This is a genomic window from Faecalibacter macacae (genome assembly GCF_003687725.1).
GTDB lineage: Bacteria > Bacteroidota > Bacteroidia > Flavobacteriales > Weeksellaceae > Empedobacter > Empedobacter macacae.
In genome coordinates this window covers 164826-186606 of sequence record NZ_RDOJ01000003.1, presented here as the reverse complement: position 1 = coordinate 186606, position 21781 = coordinate 164826, and the positions used below count along the sequence as shown (strand labels likewise).

Here is a 21781-nt window from a genome sequence, read left to right as displayed (position 1 = left end):
TACCAATAGCAAACAACAATTTATTTAAAATGCGCAAAATTTTCTACCCAATATTAGCATCAGCCTTATTTTTAGGCGCAGTACAGGTTGCTAATGCACAAGATAACTTAGTTAATTCTTTAAGTAAAAATACAAGCGATAACGCAAAAGAATCTTTTCAATTTACAGAATTAATCAACTTAGCAAAAACTCCAGTTCAAAACCAAGGTTCATCTGGAACATGTTGGTCATATTCTGGAAATTCATTCTTAGAGTCTGAAATGTTAAGAATGGGAAAACAACCAGTTCAATTATCACAAATTTTCGTAGCGCGTAATGCTTATGCAGATCGAGCAAATCAGTACGTGAAAATGCATGGTAACTTAGCTTTAGGAGAAGGTGGTTTATTCCATGATGTAATGAACGTGTACAAAAAATACGGAATGGTTCCGCAAGACGTTTATTCTGGTTTAAATTATGGTACGACTAAAAACCAATTTGGAGAAATGTCTGCTGCGATGGAAGGTTTCTTAAAAGGAATCGTTTCTAACCCAAACGGAAAGTTAACTACAAACTGGAAAACTGCTTATTCAGGAATTATGGATGCTTATTTAGGAGCTTATCCATCTGAATTTACTTACAACGGTAAAAAATATACACCTCGTACTTTTGCTGACGAAGTGGTAGGAATTAATCCTAACGATTATATTCCGTTATCTTCTTTCAAAAACGAAGAATTATACAAGCCTTTTACTTTAATGATTCCAGATAACTGGGCATTTGGTCAATATTACAACGTTCCGATGAACGATATTACAAATACTATTGATTATGCATTGAAAAATGGATTTACAGTAGCTTGGGCACAAGATGTTTCTGAGAAATCTTTCTCTTGGAAAAATGGAGTAGCTTACGTTCCTACAAAACGTTTCGAAGATATGACTGCTGACGAAAAAGCGACAATGTTTAACGGACCAAAAGAAGAACGTGTAATTACAGAAGAAATGCGCCAAACAGCATTTGATAATTATGAAACGACTGATGATCACGGAATGCACATTGTTGGTTTAGCTAAAGATCAAAATGGAAAAGAGTACTACATCATCAAAAATTCTTGGGGAGCAAGTAACGATTACGAAGGTTATATGTATGTAACAAAAGCATATGTGCAATATAAAACTTTAAACTTATTGGTTCATAAAAACGGTGTTCCGAAACAACTTTTAAAGAAAATTGGTAAATAATTACTGAATCTATATAAACAGAAAATCCACTCAAATTTGAGTGGATTTTTTTATTTAACATGAATATGAATCGTTTTTGTTTCGTTTGAAATTTTTGATTTGAATTTCAGTTTTGTATGTCCTTTTTTTGCTGCTTGAAAAGTAAAATATTGCTTTCCATCTGATTTTGTTTCAGGTTTGTCTAATTCAGGTTCGTATATTTCAGAAACATAAGCTAAATTATCGCCTATTTTCGGGTCTAATTCCCATTGCAAATTCTGTCCATCTGCCTTGAAAACAAATCCAAAATATTGATCAATTATTACATCAACTTTTTTCTGATGTCCATTGTAATACGTAAAAGAATCTTTCACAAAAGATTGTGCTTGTTCAGTTTCTAAAATAGCCTCTTCTGATGAAGTCGAATCAGAATTATCTGATTTATTATCGCCACAAGAAACAAAAGCTATGCTTGCCACAATTACAAAAGTCCAAAAGTTAAATTTCATAAGATAAATTTACTCAAACTTATATTAACTCAGATTTATTTTACAATAAATTTTACACGTTTAGGCTGATTACTTTTTCCTTCCCAAGATCTATTATAATCAAATTCTACAATACATTCTCCAGTAGAAGTTCCTCTATACTCATAAATATTTCGGATTGGAGCACCTACAATTCCTTCCTCTCCTAAATTTTTAGAATCTTCTTTCACTAAATCTACATTACATCCTTCTGGTGAAGTAATATTCCAAGAATATCCCGTAGATGGATTTGCTGCTGCTGTTAACTGAATCGTTTCATCAACCTTCAATTTTATAGTTAATTCAGAACTTACATCATCCAAATTATAAATTTTTGTGTGTTCTCCTTTTTGAACTGAACAAGATGTAATAAACATTAAAACAGTAGCTGTAAGAAATGTATTTTTCATAGTATTTGGTATTTTTCATTATTTATTTGAACAAAATTATATCTTTTGCTCCGTTTACTTTAATTTTGTTTTCTTATTTTTAGACAATAACTATGCCTCAAAACGTAACAATCCGAATTTCTCCTGCAGAAGCAGCAAACGAAACAATTTTAAAACAACGTTTAGCCGCTGCAGCAAAGACAAGACCAGAAAACATCACATCTTACCAAATTATACGTCGATCTTTAGATGCACGTAGTAGAAATATTGTAACCCAATTACAAGCAAATGTTTTTATTGGTGAAGATTTTTTTGATGCTTTCGAGTTCAATCCTAATTTACAAAATGTAGCCAACGCACACGAAGTATATATTGCTGGTGCCGGACCTGCTGGTTTATTCGCTGCATTGGAATTGATTGAACAAGGTTTAAAACCTATTATCATCGAAAGAGGTAAAAATGTTCGTGATCGTCGTCGCGATTTAGCTGCAATGAACAAAGAAGGAAAAGTAAACCCAGAATCTAACTATTGTTATGGTGAAGGTGGAGCTGGAACTTATTCGGACGGAAAATTATATACGCGTTCTACAAAGCGTGGTAATATTTTAAAATCTCTACAATGGTTTGTTCACTTCGGAGCAACTGAAAGAATTTTACAAGAAGCACATCCACATATTGGTACAAATAAATTACCAGGAATTATCGCAAACATGCGTGAAGCGATTATTGAATGTGGTGGAGAAGTTTTATTCGACACGAAATTAACTGATATTATCATTGAAAATAATCAAATCAAAGGAATTGAGTTAAACAATGAAACACGTATCAAAACCTCATCATTAATTTTAGCAACAGGACATTCAGCACGTGATATTTTCAGAATGTTAGCTGCTAAAAAAGTTTTAATTGAGGCTAAACCTTTTGCTTTAGGAGTTCGTATTGAACATCAACAAAATTTAATTGATTCATCTCAATATCACTGCCCTATAGGAACAGAAAGAAATGAATATTTACCTCCTGCATCTTACTCTTTAGTATCTCAAGAAGCTGGACGTGGAGTTTTCTCATTCTGTATGTGTCCTGGTGGAATCATTGCCCCAGCATCTACAGATGAAGGAGAATTAGTTGTAAATGGTTGGTCTCCATCTAAACGTGATGGATATTTTGCAAATTCCGGAATGGTTGTAACTGTTGATGAAAAAGATTTTGCTAAATATGGTTTTGAAGGACCGTTAGCCGGAATGAAATTTCAACAAATGGTTGAACAAAAAGCATGGCAAGTTGGTGGAGGATTATTAAAAGCTCCTGCACAACGTATGACTGATTTCGTTTCAGGAAGATTATCAAATTCATTAAATGATTGTTCATATCTTCCTGGTTTAACTTCTGGTTTACTAAGCGAAGTTTTACCAAAAGAAGTTCATGATTCTTTACGATTAGGATTCCAAACTTTTGGAAAAAAAATGAATGGATATTATACAGAAGAAGCAAACGTTGTTGCTACAGAATCTCGTACATCATCGCCAGTAAGAATTCCTCGTAACGAAGAAACTTTAGAACATGTACAAGTTTCTGGTTTATTCCCTTGTGCCGAAGGTGCTGGATATGCCGGTGGAATTATCTCTGCTGCAATGGACGGTGCAAAAGTTGCTGTTGCTGTAAAGAATTTTTTAAAGAAATAAAACGATGCTAAAATCTATTTTATTAGTTGGTATTGGTGGAGCTTTAGGAAGTATTTTACGTTATTTGATTACTATCGGAATCAAACAATTAGTAACAATATCTTTTCCTATCGCTACATTTTCAATTAATATTTTAGGTTGTTTGCTTATCGGAATATTATACGGAATTTCTGAGAAGAATAATCTCGGAAATTCCGATTTAAACACATTATTAATCGTTGGCTTTTGTGGTGGCTTCACTACATTTTCTACTTTCGCTAACGAAAATTACAATCTATTTCATCAACAAAATTTCTTTATGCCATTATTATATATTGCGTCAAGCATAATTTTAGGAATTTTAGCTGTTAGAATAGGTTATAAAATAATCCTTTAACATTATTATTTTTTTTTCGTTTAGTTAATAATCCCTATTTTTAGATTAATTAAAATTAACTACATGAAAAAATCACTACTAGTATGCGGAATACTATTTTCCTCAGTATTAGCTCATGCACAATTTAATACCGTGAAAAAGACTGACAACAAAGGTTATAGTTACGAAATAGTTGAAAATGATCCAACAAAAACACGTATCTATACATTAGATAATGGATTAAAAATTTATTTAGCTCAAATTAAAGATGAGCCAAGAATCCAAACTCACATTGCCGTAAAAACTGGTTCTAACAATGATCCTGAAGATAATACTGGTTTAGCTCACTATTTGGAGCATATGGTATTTAAAGGAACATCAAAAATCGGAACACAAGATTGGGCAAAAGAAAAAGTTTTAATCCAACAAATTTCAGATTTATACGAGCAACATAAAGCTGAAAAAGATCCAGAAAAAAAGATTGCTATCTACAAAAAAATTGATGAGGTTTCTCAAGAAGCGTCTAAATATGCGGTAGCAAATGAATATGATAAATTAATTTCGTCTTTAGGAGCATCTGGAACAAATGCACATACTTCTTTAGAAGAAACTATTTATCACAACAATATTCCAAGTAACGAGTTAGAAAAATTCTTAATGGTTGAAGCTGAAAGATTTAATGAATTAACTTTACGTTTATTCCATACTGAATTAGAAGCTGTTTACGAAGAATTTAACCGATCTCAGGATAATGATAGCCGATTAGTTTTCTATAAATTAATGGAAACTTTATTTCCTAAATCTCACTACGGAACACAAACTACAATTGGAACTTCTGAGCATTTAAAGAATCCATCGATGGTTGCAATTCATAATTACTTCGACAAATACTACGTTGCAAGTAATATGGCTGTTTTATTAATTGGTGATTTTGATTATGATACTGCACTTCCTTTAATTGATAAATATTTTGGTGGAATGGCTAAAAAACCAGCTCCAGCACAATATGTTGCAAAGGAAGAAGCAATTAAAAAAATCGTATCTTCAGACGTTACAAGCCCTTCATCTGAAAGAGTTCAGTTCGCTTACCGTTTTGACGGAGTAAACTCTAAAGATGCTAAATATGTAACATTAATCGATTACATCTTAAGTAATTCAACAGCTGGATTAATCGACTTAAATATCAATCAACAACAAAAAGCTTTAGGAGCAGGTTCTGGTGCTTCATTCTTCCGTGATTACGGAATGCATTCTTTTTCTGGAGCGCCTAAACAAGGACAATCTTTAGAAGAAGTTCGTGATTTATTATTAAGCCAAATTGATAAAATCAAGAAAGGTGAATTTGACGATTGGATGATTGAAGCCGTAGTAAATGACATGAAAAAATCTCGTATGAGATCATGGGAAAACACACGTGCTTTAGCGGGAAGCTTATACAAATCTTTCATTAATGATACACCTTGGCAAAACGTAGTTTCTGAACACGATGATTTATCTAAAATCACGAAGAAAGAATTAATGGAATTTGCTAACAAATATTACAATGATAACTATGTAATTGTTTACAAACGTCAAGGAGAAAATAAAGATTTAGTACGTGTTTCTAATCCAGGAATTACTCCAATTCAATTAAATCGTGATGCACAATCTAACTGGTACAAAGAATTTATGAAAATTAATTCTGACGATATTAAACCAGTTTTTGTTGATTTCAAAAAAGAGATGAAAGAAGGAAAAGTAAAGAATACTAAATTCACTTCAATCCAAAATAAAACAAACGATATTAGTACTGTTTACTACATTTCTGAAATTGGATCTGATCATGATAAAAAACTTTCTTTAGCTATTAACTATTTAGATTATTTAGGAACATCTAAGTATTCTGCAGAAAACTTAAAGAAAGAGCTTTACAAATACGGGGTTGAATATAACGTTAACTCAGGAACTGATCGTACATATGTTTCTGTTACTGCATTACAAAAGAATTTAGGTGAAGGTTTAAGTTTATTTGAACACTTAATTTCTGATGCTGTAGCAAATAAAGAATCTTACAACGAGTATGTAAATACAATTTTAAAATCTCGTGTAAACGCGAAGAAAAATAAAAATGCTATTGCTGCTGCATTAAATAATTATGCACAATACGGACCAGATAATCGTTTTAGAAATATCTTATCTGAAGCAGAATTAAAAGCAATTGATCCAAAAGAATTAACGCAAATTATTAAAGATTTCTTTAACTATGAGCACCAAATTTTCTACTTTGGAAATAATGAAGCTGAAACTAAAAAGTTAATAGAGAAATACCACAACTTTGGTAAGGCTACAAAAATTCCAGCGAAAAAAGAATTTGCGCAATCTGCAACAGACGGAAAAGTTTATTTTGCTCCTTATGATATGGTACAAGCAGAAATTAATTTCGTAGCAAGAGATCAGCAATTTGATTCAAATTTATTAACTCCTTCAGGAATGTTTAATGAATATTTTGGGGGTGGATTATCTTCTATCGTTTTCCAAGAAATTCGTGAGTCAAAATCGTTAGCTTATTCTGCACGTTCGGCTTATTCTAACGCAAGTAAAAAGAATGATTACAACTATGTAAGAGCAAATATTGGTACACAAGCAAACAAATTGCCACAAGCAGTTGATGCGATGTTAGAATTAATGAATGATATGCCTAAAGCAGAAAATCAATTCGAAAACTCAAAACAAGCAGCATTAAAACAAATTGCTACAAAACGTTATACAAAATCTAATGTATTTTTCTACTGGTTATCGTTACAAGATCGCGGTATTAACTACGATATCAATAAAGATATCTATAACCAAACATCTACTTTAACTATTGATAAATTAGACCAATTTTTCCAAAAACACATTAAAGGACAAAAATTTAATGTTGGATTAATCGGAAAAAAAGAAAGCTTAGACTGGGAAGCTGTAAACAAATTAGGAGAAGTAAAAGAATTAACTCTTGAAGATTTATTCAACTACTAAAAACTAATTTCATTATAAAATTAAACACCACTTCAGTTAATTGAAGTGGTGTTTTTATTTTAATCAAACACTAAAAAAGGTTCCATTTCTTTAAACTTTTCATCGGAGATAACATAACTCCTACTCAGAGTTTTTGCATCTTTAAACTTCCCTCCTAATGATCGTTTAAAATTCAGAATAGTTTGTGCTTGTTTTTCAGTAAAGCCCATAGCAATCCAACCTTCTAAATCCAATTCATTAGGATTAAACTTTTTTGAAATTTCAACTTTCTTAACGTCAGATTTAACATGACTTGGAGTTTCTCTTTTCTCAATATTTTCTATTGTATTTTTTGTATAAACCGTTTCTAATTTCTCAGGTAAATCAATAAAATTTTTCATTTCATTGTACTTCTCTTCAGAGATAACATAACATTTCTTAATCTGTTCTTTCGATTTAAATTCGCCTCCGACTATATTTTTATATTTCAAAATGGTTTCCGCTTGTTTAGGACTAAAACCAATTTTAACCCAATCATCAACAGTATAATTATTAGGATTAAATTTTCGATATGTTACTTTTTTAGATAACTGAGATTTCTCTAATTTATAATCAGATTTTGCTTTATCGGGTAGTAAAATATATGGCTCCAAAGCTTCATAAAGCTCATCAGAAATTACATAACATTTCTTAATTTGCTCTTTCGATTCAAATTTTCCACCAAGTATTTGTTTATATTTCATGATTACTTCCGCCTGTTTTGGCGTAAAACCAATTTTTTCCCAACCTTGTTTTGGTAAATCATTGGGATTAAAAGGTTTTAATGAATCTTGCTTAAATTTAGTTGAAGATAAAGTTGATTTTTTGAAAGGTTTCGTTTTCTGAACCTCGATCAATTCAGCTAATTCTTTCTCTAATTTTTGATAATATACGGAATCTACTTTTTGTAACGAAAGCTCGTTGCTTTTGTTCTGAAAAGCTAAAACCATTTCAAAACATAATAAAGTAAGTAATAAAATAAAGATTCCTATTCTTTGGCCAAAAGTAAAATGCCAACGATCTTTTCTTAAACTTTTCATAGGCCTATAGATTTATGTAACCAACCAAACCTACATGCTATTATTTGAGAAAAGCTAAGATATTTGAATTCTAAAAATGAATTCGGTTAATAATTATTTATAAATCAAAAACTGATTTTCTTTTAATAACAAAACAGTCTTTTATCCAAAAAAAGAATAACATAATAAAATAACCAATAAAGGCTAAACCGAAAGTGGCAAATGCTAAATAAATATAAATAAAACGTAATTTAGTTACACGAACCCCAAATTTATCTGCGATACGAGAGATAACGTTAAACCAACTTTTTTCTGTAAAATTTCTTATTTGCTCTTTCATTATTTCAAAACTTCAGTTCCGATGGCACAATTTAAGCATTTTTTTTCATCGCAATATCTTTTTTTAAGATGGATTACACTTTGTGAATCTTTTGCTGATTTTATTCTAAAACCCGAATCAATAAATGTTTCTACAATAGAATTTGATTCAACTTTTAACTGTTTTAAAATTTCTAAATAATAGTCTATATCTAACTGATCATTGGTTAATTCGTATGCAAATTTTAATGGCAAAATTGTGTTAATAATTAAATTATGAATCTTACTAATAGAAAGTTGTTTGGAAGTTTCTTTACTCTCTTTCCCAAAAACAAAATGAGTTTTCCAATAATCATTCGGTTCAAAATTTCTGAAATAAACTTCAATTTCTTTGATGGATTGAAACGATACTATTTTTGAAAATAAACTTTTTTCTACTGAATAAATTGAAGATAATTGGGCTAAACGAATAGTTGGAAATCCGTGAGGTCGCATGCTCGAGAATTTAAAAATTGATTTATTCAACGAATTCAAATCATATTTTCTCTGTAAAAAATTATATTCATTTTTTAGTTCTTTTACATATTCATCAACTTCATCTTCCAAAAATCCTGCTTGGCTAAAAAATAAGGCTTCAACTCTATTTTTATCCGATTGATTCTTCTGCAATACTGAGAAAGGAAACGATTTTGACCAAATTTCAAACGCTTCTTTGTTTACTTTTAAACCGAAATTGGAAGCTAATAATTTAAAGGTTACTTCTTCCCAACTGTTATTCGATTCTTCATAAAGTTGAAATATTGAATTTGATTTTTCTTCTAATCGATCAATTAACAATCGATCAAACCAAAAAGAAATTTTGTCCCAATCTATCTTATTCAATAATCCTTTACAATGAATTTGATTTAATTTATTTGAAACTATTTGTTGATAATTAAAAATAACTTCTTTTGGTACAAACTCTTCTAAAATCAACGTTTCTACATTAGATTGTCTTAGTTTATCAATTTCTTTATCATGCTTCCAAACGACATGTAAAATTACATTTTGATAACTTTCATCTTCTGAGTGATGGTGTAAATTCCAATCCGATGAATTAACATGCATTTCTACACAACCAACCCAAAGTTGCTTATTAATTACAATTTCAGCATTATAAAAATCTGGACCAGAGTCATGATTTAACTTTCCGAAATTGATAATTTCAATCGAACTTCCATGAAATGTTTTTAAATCTGTAATATTCAAACATTTCATTTGCCAGATATAATGTAAAAATGATTCTTTCATTCTTTAATTTATCTAAAAATCAATAGATAAACTGAATATTAATTACTTAAAATAAAAAAGCCTTCCGAAATTGGAAGGCTTATATTATTTAAAGAAAATATTCGATTTAGTAATCGTCTTCTTCTCCTTTTAATTTTTCTGCATTTTCTGCCATCTTCAAAGCATCAATCATCTCTTGGATATCTCCATTCATAAAGTTATCTAAGTTATAGATAGATTTATTGATACGGTGATCAGTAATACGTCCTTGAGGATAGTTGTATGTACGAATTTTAGCTGAACGGTCACCAGTTGATACTAACGATTTACGTTGAGCTGAACGCTCTGAATGCTTCTTCTCGAATTCAATTTCGTATAACTTTGTACGTAATAATTGTAACGCTTTCTCACGGTTTTTCAGCTGCGAACGAGCTTCTTGACAAACGATAACAATACCAGATGGTTTGTGCGTTAATTGTACTTTCGTTTCAACTTTATTTACGTTCTGTCCTCCTGCTCCAGACGAACGAGAAGTTTGATACTCTAAATCTGCTGGATTAATTGTAACATCTACCTCTTCTGCTTCTGGTAAAACAGCAACAGTAATTGCAGATGTATGTACACGTCCTTGAGATTCAGTTTCAGGAACACGTTGTACACGGTGCACTCCAGATTCATACTTTAAAGTTCCGTAAACAGCATCACCAGAAACTTCCATAATAAGTTCTTTGAAACCTTTTCCAGATGCTTCAGAAGTATTTAAAACTTCGTGTTTCCATCCTTTATCTTTAAAGTACATAGAATACATACGGTAAACGTCTTCTACGAAAATTGCAGCCTCATCACCTCCAGTACCAGAACGTAACTCTACGATAACGTTTTTATCATCTTCTGGATCTTTAGGGATTAACATCATTTTGATTTCTTCCTCTAAAGCTGGAATTGCATTAATTGCTTCGTCTTTCTCTAATTTTGCTAATTCAACCATTTCTGCATCAGAACCATCAGCGATGATTTCGTCAGCTTCTTCAATTGCATTAATAAAACCTTCGTACGTTTTTTGAATTTCTACGAAATCTCTTAAATCCGAATATTCCTTGTTTAATTTTGCGTAACGAGCCTGATCAGTAACGATATCAGGTTGGATGATTAAATCCGCAACCTCATCGAAACGTTGTTTAATTGCTCTTAATTTATCTAATAGACCTAAATCTGCCATAATCAATTATTGGTTTGCAAAGATACAATATATCAAGGGATTCAGAAAATTTGAATAAAAAAAACCGATGATTTCTCATCGGTTTTTTTTTAGAAATATATTTTATTATTTTTTAATTAATTTCTGAGTGAATTTATTAACTCCATCAGTAATTGTTAAAATATAAACTCCTTTTCCTAAGTCAGAAACATTATAAGATTCACCAGCTGCAAAAGTTTTTACTTTTTTTCCTGTTAAATCAGTAACTGTTACTTCTGTCTTAGCTGAATTGTAAGCTGCACTTAAGTTTAATTTAAACTCGTCTTTTACTGGATTTGGATATACAGAAACTTTAGCTGCATTCATATCAGCAACTCCTAAAACTTCTGCTTTTACTGTTACATCATCTAACGATAAATAATCCATATCTGTAACATCGTGATGTCTGAAAGTAACAAAAACACTTTGACCTGCGAATGAAGAGATATCTACAGTTTTTGTTTGAACACCTGGAAACCCTCCTGCACCAGTATATGTTTCAGTGAAAACTGGTTCTTCGAAAACTGCTTCGTATACATCTTCTACAGTATGAACATACACAGAGTAGTTTTCACTATTCCATGATACATTATTAGCCGCAGTTACTTTCCATTCTAATGTAATAGCACCTGAAGCATTTGTTAAATCGATTAACGGAGATGTAGCAGTATTATTTGGTGTTAATGGACTAACTTGCCAAGATCTTGAAATTAATGATACTGGTGTAGATGGTTCCCCTGCAGAGTTTGGAACAAAATACATGTCACCAAAATTATATCCATCACCGTCCATATCTTGGAATACCCATCCTGCTGGTGGATTATCAACAGTAGCAGAGTTAAAATCTTCTGAATAAATAACAGTTTGTGCATTTGCTGAAAAAGCAGCAAGAGCAAATAAAGAGAATAAAAATTTCTTCATAATAGTATATGTTTAAAAGTAATTAATTCATTATTGTGTTTAACAAATATAGTTAAAGAATAATAATTAATATTATTAAAATAACATTTTCAAAGTATTATTTATAAATAACTAATAAATTAAATCAATTTATATAAATATGATAAAAATTAAATCTATTATTTCTTGATATTATTATTTTTTTTTAGAAAATTAATATCACGATTCCTATTAATTTAAATAAATATAATTTTAACTAGATTTATATATTACAATACGATATAAAAACAAAAAAGTCCCAAATAAATAATTTGGGACTTTTAATATATAATGAGCTATTTATTATCTTGTAAATAACATTTCACGGTATTTAGTTAATGGCCATAAATTGTTATCGATTAATTCTTCTAACTCATCCGAGTGGTAACGAATTTCATCAAATAGTGGTTTAACTTTAGCACCGTAGTATTCTGCTTGTTCTTGGTGATCAGCAACTTCTTTAGCAGCTTTAATTTCAGCTACTAATTGATCATTAAATGATTTAATTGCATTGATATGTGTTGAAATTACACGAATTAAATCCATTTGATCTTTTGCTAATTCTTTGAATTCATCGCCAAAAATATCTTTTAAACCTTTCACATTTTTCACTAAAACATTTTGGTAATTAACCGCAGCTGGAATAACTTGTGAAGAAACTAAATCTACTAAAACATTCGCCTCAATAGAAATCTTAGTTGAGTATTTTTCTAATTTAATTTCATTACGCGCTTCAACTTCACGAGCAGATAAAACACCCGTTTTTTCGTAAACTCCAATATATTTAGGATCTAATTCTAATTTTAAAGCTTCTGGAGTTGTTTTGTAGTTATTTAATCCACGAGATTCAGCTAATTCAACCCAGTTATCAGAATAACCATCACCTTCAAATAAAATATTACGAGAAGATTTAATGTATTCACGTAATACATTGAAAATTGCTTCATCTTTTGATAAACCGCCGTCTACTAAAGCATCAACTTCAACTTTAAATTCTTTCAACTGTTGTGCAACAATTGTGTTAATAACAGTCATTGGTTCAGCACAGTTAGCAGAAGAACCTACCGCACGAATCTCAAATTTATTTCCTGTGAAAGCAAATGGAGAAGTTCTGTTACGGTCTGTATTATCTAATAAGATTTCTGGAATCTTACCAACAACATTTAATTTTAATTCTGTTTTCTCTTCTGGAGATAATTTTCCTTCCGTTACTTTTTCTAATTCATCTAAAACTGAAGTTAATTGTGATCCGATGAAGATAGAAATAATTGCAGGAGGTGCTTCATTAGCTCCTAAACGGTGATCGTTACCAGCTTCTGCAATTGCAGAACGTAACATGTCTCCGTATTCAGAAACTGCTTTAATTGTATTTACAAAGAAAGTTAAGAACTGTAAGTTTTTCTTTGGATTTTTACCTGGAGATAATAAGTTTTCACCAGTATCTGTAGATAAAGACCAGTTATTGTGTTTACCAGATCCATTAACACCAGCAAATGGTTTCTCGTGTAATAAAACTTTAAAGTCGTGTTTCTTAGCAATACGACCCATTAAATCCATTAATAATGAATTGTGATCTACTGCTTGGTTTGCTTCTTCGAACATTGGAGCACATTCGAATTGGTTTGGAGCAACCTCATTATGACGTGTAGTTACAGGAATACCTAACTTCATAGATTCCACTTCCATTTCTTGCATAAAAGCCATCACACGCATTGGAATAGCACCAAAATAGTGATCATCTAATTGTTGCCCTTTTGCTGGAGAGTGTCCAACTAAAGTACGACCTGTCATTTGTAAATCAGGACGAGAATTATATAAATTTAAGTCAACTAAGAAGTATTCTTGCTCCCAACCTAAAGTTGACTGAACTTTTGTTACATTTTTATCAAAGTATTTAGCTACTTCTGTTGCAGCTTCGTCAACAGCTTGTAATGCTCTTAATAATGGAACTTTGTAATCTAAAGTTTCACCTGTATAAGAAATAAATACAGAAGGAATAAATAACGTAGTACCGATAATAAATGCCGTAGATGTTGGATCCCAAGCTGTATATCCACGAGCTTCGAAAGTATTACGAATACCTCCATTTGGGAAAGATGATGCATCTGGCTCTTGTTGAACTAATGCTGTTCCTTCGAACATATCAATTGCACGACCATCTTCTGTTGGACGAAAGAAAGAATCATGTTTTTCTGCTGTAGTTCCTGTTAACGGTTGAAACCAGTGTGTAAAGTGAGTTACTCCTTTAGAAATAGCCCAATCTTTCATTGCAGAAGCTACTTGATCAGCATATTCACGTGGAATTTTAGTTCCCTTTTCCTTTGCAGAGATAATCGCTTTAAAAGCTTGTTTCGGTAAATACTCTCTCATTGTATCATGAGAAAATACATTTTCTCCGAATAATGTTGATAATTTTTCGTTGATAACAACTTTTTCAGCTTGTTTACTAACAGACTTTTCTAACGCTTTAAATCTTAGAGTTGACATTTTATTGATGTGTTTATTTTGTTTGATGGAGCAAAAATAAAATAAATTTTAATACACACCCCTATTTTTTTTAGGGGTACATCACAAAAAAGCATTAATTATAATATTTACAAGAGTAATTTCGTACCAAAACTTAAGTTTAATTCAAAAAAAAAGCAGTTTTAGTAAACTAAAAACTGCTTTAAATTGCGCTCATATAAAAGTTGTTGGTCTTATCTAAATCTATCTACAGATTTCACAAGATTATCATCCTTTTTTATCAAACGATTAGCTATTGACAGTAAAATAATCGTGATTAAAGGAACGATAGCCCAAATACCTTTCTCAGAATTTCCTTCTCCAGGTAAATTTAATAGACTAAAAATGAAAGAACCAATTAATAAAATATTCAAAATTATATTTACCCAACCTAATGTCATCTGAAGTTTTCTATTCTTAAACATTAAAATTGAGAAAAAAGATACTGCAGCTGAAAAGAAAAATGCTAAACTAAAAATTATATCACCTTTAGAAGGATCTGATAAAAAATCAAGTGTAGTATCTATTAATTTATCAAAATTAATAGCAAATAGCATTGAAACTAATCCGGCTAGAAATAAGTAAATACTTTGTTTTCTCTGAATCATATCTTAAAATTCGTATACAAATGTATATATTTTTTTTACTTATTCCAAGAATTTCGTACTATTGCATTACAAATACTTTATAACCACATCATTTACAATCTAAATACAACTGTTCTAAGTTGTAATAAATTGTAAAATTTCAAAATATACATTCATCCCTTACTTATATAGGAATATGTCAGATAACGATATCAAATTAAAAAAATTACCCGAACTTCAAGAATTAGCAAAAAGTTTTAATATTCCTGATTATAAAAAATTAAAAAAAGGAGATTTACAAAATGCTATTTTAGAATTTCTTGATAATAACTCTGGAGTTGTAAATGCTGCACCCAAAGAGAAAAAAGAAAAAACGCCAAAATCAAAAACTACTGAAACTGTTGACGTAGTCATTGAAGAAACGGCTAATACTTCTGTAGAGGAAAAGAAAACTAAGAGAAAACGTGTTAATTCTAAAGAAGAAGATAAGACAGAATCTCTTACAGAAAACGAAACTTCTGAAATCGTTGCTGAAACTTCTCGAGAAAAAGAAGTAAAAAATACAGAAACTGCTACAAACGATACTAACGTTGAAGAAACTGAACAAAGCGGTCAAGAAAAAAAAGGTCGTCATCAGAATCAGAAAAATAATCAACAACGTAATCAAAACAACCAAAATAATCAGAAAAAGAATAACAACCAGAATCAACAGCGTAATAATTCTTCTGAACAGCAAAATAATCAACACCAAAATCAAAAAAATAAATATCGCGCAGCGAACTATGAATTTGATGGTATTATTAAAACTGAAGGTGTTTTAGAAATTTTACCAGATAATAATTACGGATTCTTACGTTCTTCTGACTTTAATTATTTATCATCTCCGGATGATGTTTATGTGTCACAATCTCAGATTAGATTATTCGGTTTAAAAACTGGTGATACAATTACTGGAGAGGTTCGTCCTCCGAAAGAAGGTGAAAAATACTTCCCTTTAATTAAAATTATAGAAATCAATGGTCGTACACCTGATTATGTACGTGATCGAATTTCATTTGAGCATTTAACTCCACTTTTCCCTGACGAAAAATTTAATTTAAGTAATTCTAAAGCACTTTCTAACCGTGTTATTGACTTATTTACACCAATTGGAAAAGGTCAGCGTGGTATGATTGTAGCGCCACCAAAAACGGGTAAAACTACTTTATTAAAAGATATCGCAAACGGAATTGCACAAAATCACCCAGAAGTTTACTTAATTGTACTTTTAATTGACGAACGTCCGGAAGAGGTTACAGATATGAAGCGTTCTGTAAACGGTGAGGTTATCGCATCTACGTTTGATGAAGAAGCTTCTCGTCACGTAAAAATCGCGAACATCGTTTTAGAAAAAGCAAAACGTATGGTTGAATGTGGACATGATGTTGTGATTTTATTAGATTCTATTACACGTTTAGCTCGTGCTTACAATACGGTTTCGCCAGCTTCTGGTAAAGTATTATCGGGTGGTGTTGACGCCAATGCATTGCACAAACCAAAACGTTTCTTCGGAGCTGCTCGTAATATCGAAAATGGTGGTTCGTTAACGATTATCGCTACGGCATTAATTGATACAGGATCTAAAATGGACGAAGTAATCTTCGAAGAATTTAAAGGAACTGGTAACATGGAATTACAATTGGATCGTAAGATTTCGAACAAACGTATTTTCCCTGCAATTGATTTAGTAAGTTCTTCAACTCGTAAAGATGATTTATTATTAGACGATAAAACTCAACAACGCATGTGGGTATTAAGAAATATGTTGGCGGATATGAATCCTGTTGAAGCGATGGATTTCTTGCATCAACGTATTAAAACAACTCGTAGCAACGAAGAATTTTTAATTTCGATGAACGGATAAATTTCATTTGATATTTAACCAAAAAAACCGACATCTAAGTGTCGGTTTTTTTTATTGTTGATATAATATTTTTTCTAATTTTTCGTAATCTCCATCGTTCCCAAACCATTCGGTGTCTCCAATTGCTCCACTAATCGCATGTTGACCACATTGAAAGCATATTTTTGCGATGCCTATAATTTCATTTTCCTTTTTAAAAATTAATATATCCCTATACCAAGGAAAACATCCTACGTTAAATGCATTCTTATATTCTTTATAACTAAAAATTTCATCAATATCTTTATAGTACTTTTCTAGAATTTCTGTCTTACTATATCCTACTTCTTTTAAATTATTTTCAAGTAGATTATTTTTTAAATCTAAAGACATAGAACTATTAATCACATTATATTGATATACTTCAATATTGGTCGTATCCAAAGTATTAATTTCTTTAGCACTTTCGTTAAAATCGACAAAATTTTCATCTAATCTATAATAAACAATTTCATCAAATTGAAAATAGCTATTTGGATTATTATGACTACAACTAAATAAAATAATTAAGATTATTGAGGAGAAATATTTATACATATAACTTCATTTATATTGTATAAACGAATAAAAGTATAGATTCGTATAAAATAAAAAAAGCCCAAGAAAATAAATTCTTGAGCTTTTAGTACCTCAGGCGGGACTTGAACCCGCACGTCCTAATGGACACAGGATTTTAAGTCCTGCGTGTCTACCAATTCCACCACCAAGGCCTCCAACTTTTGTAAAGTTAGAGCGGGAAACGGGACTCGAACCCGCAACATTCAGCTTGGAAGGCTGACGCTCTACCAATTGAGCTATTCCCGCAGAATTGAAAACTATAAATTAATTTAAAAAGTACCTCAGGCGGGACTTGAACCCGCACGCTCTAATGAGCACAGGATTTTAAGTCCTGCGTGTCTACCAATTCCACCACCAAGGCAAAATTAATTTATATTTTCTGTTATTTCAAAGAGCGGGAAACGAGACTCGAACTCGCAACATTCAGCTTGGAAGGCTGACGCTCTACCAATTGAGCTATTCCCGCGTAATTATAAGATGAATTAAAAAAGTACCTCAGGCGGGACTTGAACCCGCACGTCCTAATGGACACAGGATTTTAAGTCCTGCGTGTCTACCAATTCCACCACCAAGGCAAAATTTAATTATCTTATTGTTATTTCAAAGAGCGGGAAACGAGACTCGAACTCGCAACATTCAGCTTGGAAGGCTGACGCTCTACCAATTGAGCTATTCCCGCGTAATTATAAGATGAATTAAAAAAGTACCTCAGGCGGGACTTGAACCCGCACGTCCTAATGGACACAGGATTTTAAGTCCTGCGTGTCTACCAATTCCACCACCAAGGCAAAATTTAATTATCTTATTGTTATTTCAAAGAGCGGGAAACGAGACTCGAACTCGCAACATTCAGCTTGGAAGGCTGACGCTCTACCAATTGAGCTATTCCCGCAGGTTTATTTAATTATCTAAAAATAGATAAATAAAATGGTATTCGTTATTTCAAATAGAGCGGGAAACGAGACTCGAACTCGCAACATTCAGCTTGGAAGGCTGACGCTCTACCAATTGAGCTATTCCCGCGTAAATTATAATTAATCAAAAAAAGTACCTCAGGCGGGACTTGAACCCGCACGTCCTAATGGACACAGGATTTTAAGTCCTGCGTGTCTACCAATTCCACCACCAAGGCAAAATTTGATTAATATTATTTAATATTTCAAAGAGCGGGAAACGAGACTCGAACTCGCAACATTCAGCTTGGAAGGCTGACGCTCTACCAATTGAGCTATTCCCGCGATTGTGAGTGCAAATATAGAGCAGGTTTTTTAATTACCAAACTTTTCAAAAGAAAAAATTCGTTCGTATTTTCAATATTTAAGTTAACTTATTAATAACAAAATTTTTACATCATTAAAAAAAAATCACTTTTTTTACTTCAATATATCTTCAAATGTAGAAAATGTTGATTTTGCCTCTAAATAACCAATATCAAATATTTCTTTCATTTTTGCTTTTGAGGTTTCAAATGTAAAATATTTAGTCAAATCGGCTGGTTCAAGATACCAATCACATAAATTTTTATGCAAATGTGTGTTATTATTCATCATAATTTCGAACGAGCGTAACGTAATAGATTTAATCGTCTTTAAATTCTCGGCAGATGTTTCAACCACTGGATTTACATTAGAACCTATTAAATAATCACAATGACCTTGAATTGTATTCACAGGGAAGTTATTTAACATCCCACCATCACTATAAATAACACCATCTAAAACTACAGGTGAAAATACTGCGGGAAACGCACAAGAAGCTAAAACGGCTTTTTTAGCTATTGTATCTTTACCAAAGATCTTTAATTTTCCGCGTTGCATATCCGTTGCAGAAATATATACTTGTTTATCAAGTTCACCAATTGTACGGTTTCCTAATTCTCTATCTAAATAAATTTCTAAACGATCTATATCAAATAAACCTGCTTTTTTAGTTGTGATATAATTCCAATTAAAAAATGATACAGACTGAAACAATTCTAAAATCTCCTCTGGTGTTTTTCCAATGGCATACATAGTACCTACAATTGCACCTGCGCTTGTGCCAGAAATTACACTTGGAGAAATTCCTTCTTCTTCTAAAAACTTTAAAATTCCTGCATGAGCCAATCCTCTATGTCCACCACCTGATAATGCGATTCCGAATACTGCGTTTACCATTAATAATTATTTTATTTTAAAATTATTAAAACTAATTATCATACACTACTATTTTATACCAAAACCCCATTTTATAAGATTAATTTTAATCAATAAAAAAAGTGCTGTTAAAAACAGCACTTTTAATAACTTAATAAAATATATTTAGATGATTTGTTCAGATACTTCTTCCCATTCTAACATCTTAGCTTCTAAATCTTGTTGAGCTTTATTATATTCCTCTAGCTCCTTTTGAGATTGATTTCCCTCTGCCATATGAAATTCTATTTTAGCAACTTTATCTTCTAAAGTTGTAATATCAGATTCTATTTTTGACAATTTATTTTTCAAACGCTTTTGTTCTTTTTCTTCTTCGAAAGATAAAACACGTTTCGCTTGTTCTATTTTAACTTCAATTGGTTTTTCTTCTTTCGGAGCTGCTAAAATATTTCCTTTTTCAACCTCTCGGAAGTTCCCCGCTTTAATTTCAGCTAAATAATCATCAATTCCAGATAAGTATTCTTTTACTTGACCATTACGGAAATCAAAAACTTTGTCCACTAATCCTTCTAAGAATTCACGATCGTGAGAAACTAAAATTAATGTTCCTGTATATTTTTGTAAGGCTTTTTTCAATAACTCTTTAGAAACAATATCCAAGTGGTTCGTAGGCTCATCCATAATCAATACGTTGAATGGACGTAATAACAATTTACAAAGCGCTAAACGATTACGTTCACCTCCCGATAAGACCGAAACTTTTTTATCAACAGCATCACCTCCAAACATAAATGCTCCTAAATAATCGCGAACATATTTACGAGTTTCTTCCGTAGCCGAATTTTCAGCTTCTTCTTGTACTGTTAATTTATCGTTTAAAACGTGGGCTTGATTTTGAGCAAAATACCCAATTTCTACATTATGACCTGGTCTAATCGTTCCTGTAAAAGACTGATCTCCCGTAATACAACGAGATAAAGTTGTTTTTCCTTGACCATTTTGACCAACGAAAGCAATTTTCTCCCCACGATTTACATAAAAAGAAACGCCATCAAAAACTTGATGATCGCCAAAAGCAACACCAACATTATCTAATTCGAAAATGATTTTCCCTGGTTGAACAGCATCAACGAAACGAATATTCATTTTCGTAACATCATCACTTTCAATTTCGATACGATCTATCTTATCTAATTTCTTGATTAATGATTGCGCCATCGAAGCTTTGTTCGCTTTTGCACGGAATTTAGAAATTAATTCTTCCGTATGCTTAATCATCTGATCTTGATTTTTCTGCGCTTGTTCTAATTTAACGCGACGATCTTCTCTTAATTCAAGATACTTTGTATAGTTCGCCTTAAAATCAGATATATGACGGTTTGCAATTTCGATTGTACGATTGGTAACGTTATCTAAAAATTGACGGTCGTGCGAAACTAACACAACAGCACCAGCATAATCTTTTAAGAAATCTTCTAACCAAATAATCGAATCAATATCTAAGTGATTGGTAGGCTCATCTAATAACATCACATCGTGTTTTTGAAGTAATAACTTCGCTAACTCGATACGCATACGCCAACCTCCAGAAAACTCTTCTGTTGGACGATGAAAATCTGAATTTTTAAAACCTAAACCACCTAAGATTTGCTCAATTTCAGCATCTTTTGTGTATCCACCTAATAAGCCGAAACGATCTGTAAGTGTAGAAATATCTTCGATTAATTTCGAATATTCATCCGATTCATAATCTGTACGTTCTGCTAATTCTTTGTTTACAAAATCAATACGCTCTTGGATTTCAGCTAATTGTTCAAAGGCTGAATCGGCTTCTTGCCAAACTGTACGCCCTTGTACAAAGTCAATATCTTGCGATAAATAACCAACTGTAACTTCACCTTCGTAAACGATTTCACCTTCAGAAGGTTGATCTTGTTTTGATAATATTTTTAATAAAGTAGACTTTCCAGCTCCATTTTTACCAACTAAACCAACACGATTCCCTTTGTTGATACGGAATGAAACATCTTCAAATAAATATTTTCCTGAAAAGAAAACTCCTAAATTTTGTACTAATAACATTTTGCAAAAATAATTCGTTT

General features: G+C 31.6%; 17 protein-coding genes and 11 tRNA genes. 5 read left to right on the top strand and 23 right to left on the bottom strand.

Features of this window, described 5'->3' with window-relative positions:
• The first annotated feature begins 29 nt into the window (after positions 1-29).
• A complete protein-coding gene (locus EAH69_RS03475; protein WP_121933796.1) occupies positions 30-1223 on the top strand; it encodes a C1 family peptidase in 1194 nt (397 codons plus the stop codon).
• Positions 1224-1273: 50 nt separating this feature from the next.
• Here EAH69_RS03475 and EAH69_RS03470 read toward each other — a convergent pair whose 3' ends face one another.
• Together EAH69_RS03470 and EAH69_RS03465 are read right to left on the bottom strand one after the other, a co-directional pair.
• Positions 1274-1711: a protease inhibitor I42 family protein gene (locus tag EAH69_RS03470; protein WP_121933795.1), complete on the bottom strand. Its 438-nt coding sequence runs from the start codon at positions 1709-1711 to the stop codon at positions 1274-1276.
• A 35-nt stretch (positions 1712-1746) separates the two neighbouring features.
• A complete protein-coding gene (locus EAH69_RS03465; protein WP_121933794.1) occupies positions 1747-2139 on the bottom strand; it encodes a protease inhibitor I42 family protein in 393 nt (130 codons plus the stop codon).
• 92 nt (positions 2140-2231) lie between these two features.
• On the opposite strand from EAH69_RS03465, the gene EAH69_RS03460 reads away from it, so the two are divergent.
• From EAH69_RS03460 to EAH69_RS03450, 3 genes are all read left to right on the top strand, one after another.
• Positions 2232-3800, top strand: a complete 1569-nt coding sequence (locus tag EAH69_RS03460; protein WP_121933793.1) for an NAD(P)/FAD-dependent oxidoreductase — start codon at positions 2232-2234, stop codon at positions 3798-3800.
• Positions 3801-3804: 4 nt separating this feature from the next.
• Positions 3805-4176: a fluoride efflux transporter CrcB gene (crcB, locus tag EAH69_RS03455; RefSeq protein WP_121933792.1), complete on the top strand. Its 372-nt coding sequence runs from the start codon at positions 3805-3807 to the stop codon at positions 4174-4176.
• Between the two features lie 63 nt (positions 4177-4239).
• Positions 4240-7152, top strand: a complete 2913-nt coding sequence (locus EAH69_RS03450) for a M16 family metallopeptidase (protein WP_121933791.1) — start codon at positions 4240-4242, stop codon at positions 7150-7152.
• Between the two features lie 59 nt (positions 7153-7211).
• On the opposite strand, the gene EAH69_RS03445 is transcribed toward EAH69_RS03450, so the two are convergent.
• The 7 genes from EAH69_RS03445 to EAH69_RS03415 all read right to left on the bottom strand — a co-directional run bounded on the left by EAH69_RS03445 (position 7212) and on the right by EAH69_RS03415 (position 15065).
• Complete coding sequence (locus EAH69_RS03445) at positions 7212-8210, bottom strand: ComEA family DNA-binding protein (protein ID WP_121933790.1); 999 nt, start codon at positions 8208-8210, stop codon at positions 7212-7214.
• Between the two features lie 97 nt (positions 8211-8307).
• Entirely contained in the window at positions 8308-8529 is a 222-nt protein-coding gene (locus EAH69_RS03440) for a PspC family transcriptional regulator (RefSeq protein ID WP_121933789.1), read from the bottom strand.
• Entirely contained in the window at positions 8529-9797 is a 1269-nt protein-coding gene (locus EAH69_RS03435) for a DUF2851 family protein (protein ID WP_121933788.1), read from the bottom strand. The genes EAH69_RS03440 and EAH69_RS03435 overlap by 1 nt, the downstream gene beginning before the upstream one ends.
• Positions 9798-9903: 106 nt before the next feature.
• Positions 9904-10995, bottom strand: coding sequence for a peptide chain release factor 1 (gene prfA / locus EAH69_RS03430; RefSeq protein ID WP_121933787.1), 1092 nt, complete (start codon positions 10993-10995; stop codon positions 9904-9906).
• A gap of 105 nt (positions 10996-11100) precedes the next feature.
• The gene (locus EAH69_RS03425) at positions 11101-11934 is read right to left on the bottom strand and encodes a T9SS-dependent choice-of-anchor J family protein (RefSeq protein WP_121933786.1); all 834 of its coding nucleotides are present in this window, start codon (positions 11932-11934) and stop codon (positions 11101-11103) included.
• Between the two features lie 321 nt (positions 11935-12255).
• Positions 12256-14439: a glutamine synthetase III family protein gene (locus EAH69_RS03420; protein ID WP_121933785.1), complete on the bottom strand. Its 2184-nt coding sequence runs from the start codon at positions 14437-14439 to the stop codon at positions 12256-12258.
• Between the two features lie 212 nt (positions 14440-14651).
• Positions 14652-15065 carry a DUF4293 domain-containing protein gene (locus tag EAH69_RS03415; protein WP_121933784.1) on the bottom strand — a complete coding sequence of 138 codons (414 nt, stop codon included), beginning with the start codon at positions 15063-15065 and terminating at the stop codon, positions 14652-14654.
• A 175-nt stretch (positions 15066-15240) separates the two neighbouring features.
• On the opposite strand from EAH69_RS03415, the gene rho reads away from it, so the two are divergent.
• The gene (gene rho, locus EAH69_RS03410; protein WP_121933783.1) at positions 15241-16947 is read left to right on the top strand and encodes a transcription termination factor Rho; all 1707 of its coding nucleotides are present in this window, start codon (positions 15241-15243) and stop codon (positions 16945-16947) included.
• A gap of 51 nt (positions 16948-16998) precedes the next feature.
• On the opposite strand, the gene EAH69_RS03405 is transcribed toward rho, so the two are convergent.
• The 14 genes from EAH69_RS03405 to EAH69_RS03340 form a co-directional block, all read right to left on the bottom strand.
• Positions 16999-17523, bottom strand: a complete 525-nt coding sequence (locus EAH69_RS03405) for a hypothetical protein (RefSeq protein ID WP_121933782.1) — start codon at positions 17521-17523, stop codon at positions 16999-17001.
• An 89-nt stretch (positions 17524-17612) separates the two neighbouring features.
• Positions 17613-17696 (bottom strand) — tRNA-Leu (locus tag EAH69_RS03400).
• A 21-nt stretch (positions 17697-17717) separates the two neighbouring features.
• A tRNA-Gly gene (locus EAH69_RS03395) sits at positions 17718-17790 on the bottom strand.
• A 31-nt stretch (positions 17791-17821) separates the two neighbouring features.
• Positions 17822-17905: transfer RNA gene (locus tag EAH69_RS03390), tRNA-Leu, on the bottom strand.
• Between the two features lie 32 nt (positions 17906-17937).
• Positions 17938-18010 (bottom strand) — tRNA-Gly (locus tag EAH69_RS03385).
• Between the two features lie 25 nt (positions 18011-18035).
• Positions 18036-18119, bottom strand: a tRNA-Leu gene (locus EAH69_RS03380).
• Positions 18120-18150: 31 nt separating this feature from the next.
• Positions 18151-18223 (bottom strand) — tRNA-Gly (locus tag EAH69_RS03375).
• A gap of 25 nt (positions 18224-18248) precedes the next feature.
• Positions 18249-18332 (bottom strand) — tRNA-Leu (locus EAH69_RS03370).
• Between the two features lie 31 nt (positions 18333-18363).
• Positions 18364-18436: transfer RNA gene (locus tag EAH69_RS03365), tRNA-Gly, on the bottom strand.
• 58 nt (positions 18437-18494) lie between these two features.
• Positions 18495-18567 (bottom strand) — tRNA-Gly (locus tag EAH69_RS03360).
• 25 nt (positions 18568-18592) lie between these two features.
• Positions 18593-18676 (bottom strand) — tRNA-Leu (locus EAH69_RS03355).
• Positions 18677-18709: 33 nt separating this feature from the next.
• Positions 18710-18782: transfer RNA gene (locus EAH69_RS03350), tRNA-Gly, on the bottom strand.
• 135 nt (positions 18783-18917) lie between these two features.
• Complete coding sequence (locus EAH69_RS03345) at positions 18918-19700, bottom strand: patatin-like phospholipase family protein (protein WP_121933781.1); 783 nt, start codon at positions 19698-19700, stop codon at positions 18918-18920.
• A gap of 144 nt (positions 19701-19844) precedes the next feature.
• Complete coding sequence (locus tag EAH69_RS03340; protein WP_121933780.1) at positions 19845-21761, bottom strand: ABC-F family ATP-binding cassette domain-containing protein; 1917 nt, start codon at positions 21759-21761, stop codon at positions 19845-19847.
• Between the last annotated feature and the right edge of the window lie 20 nt (positions 21762-21781).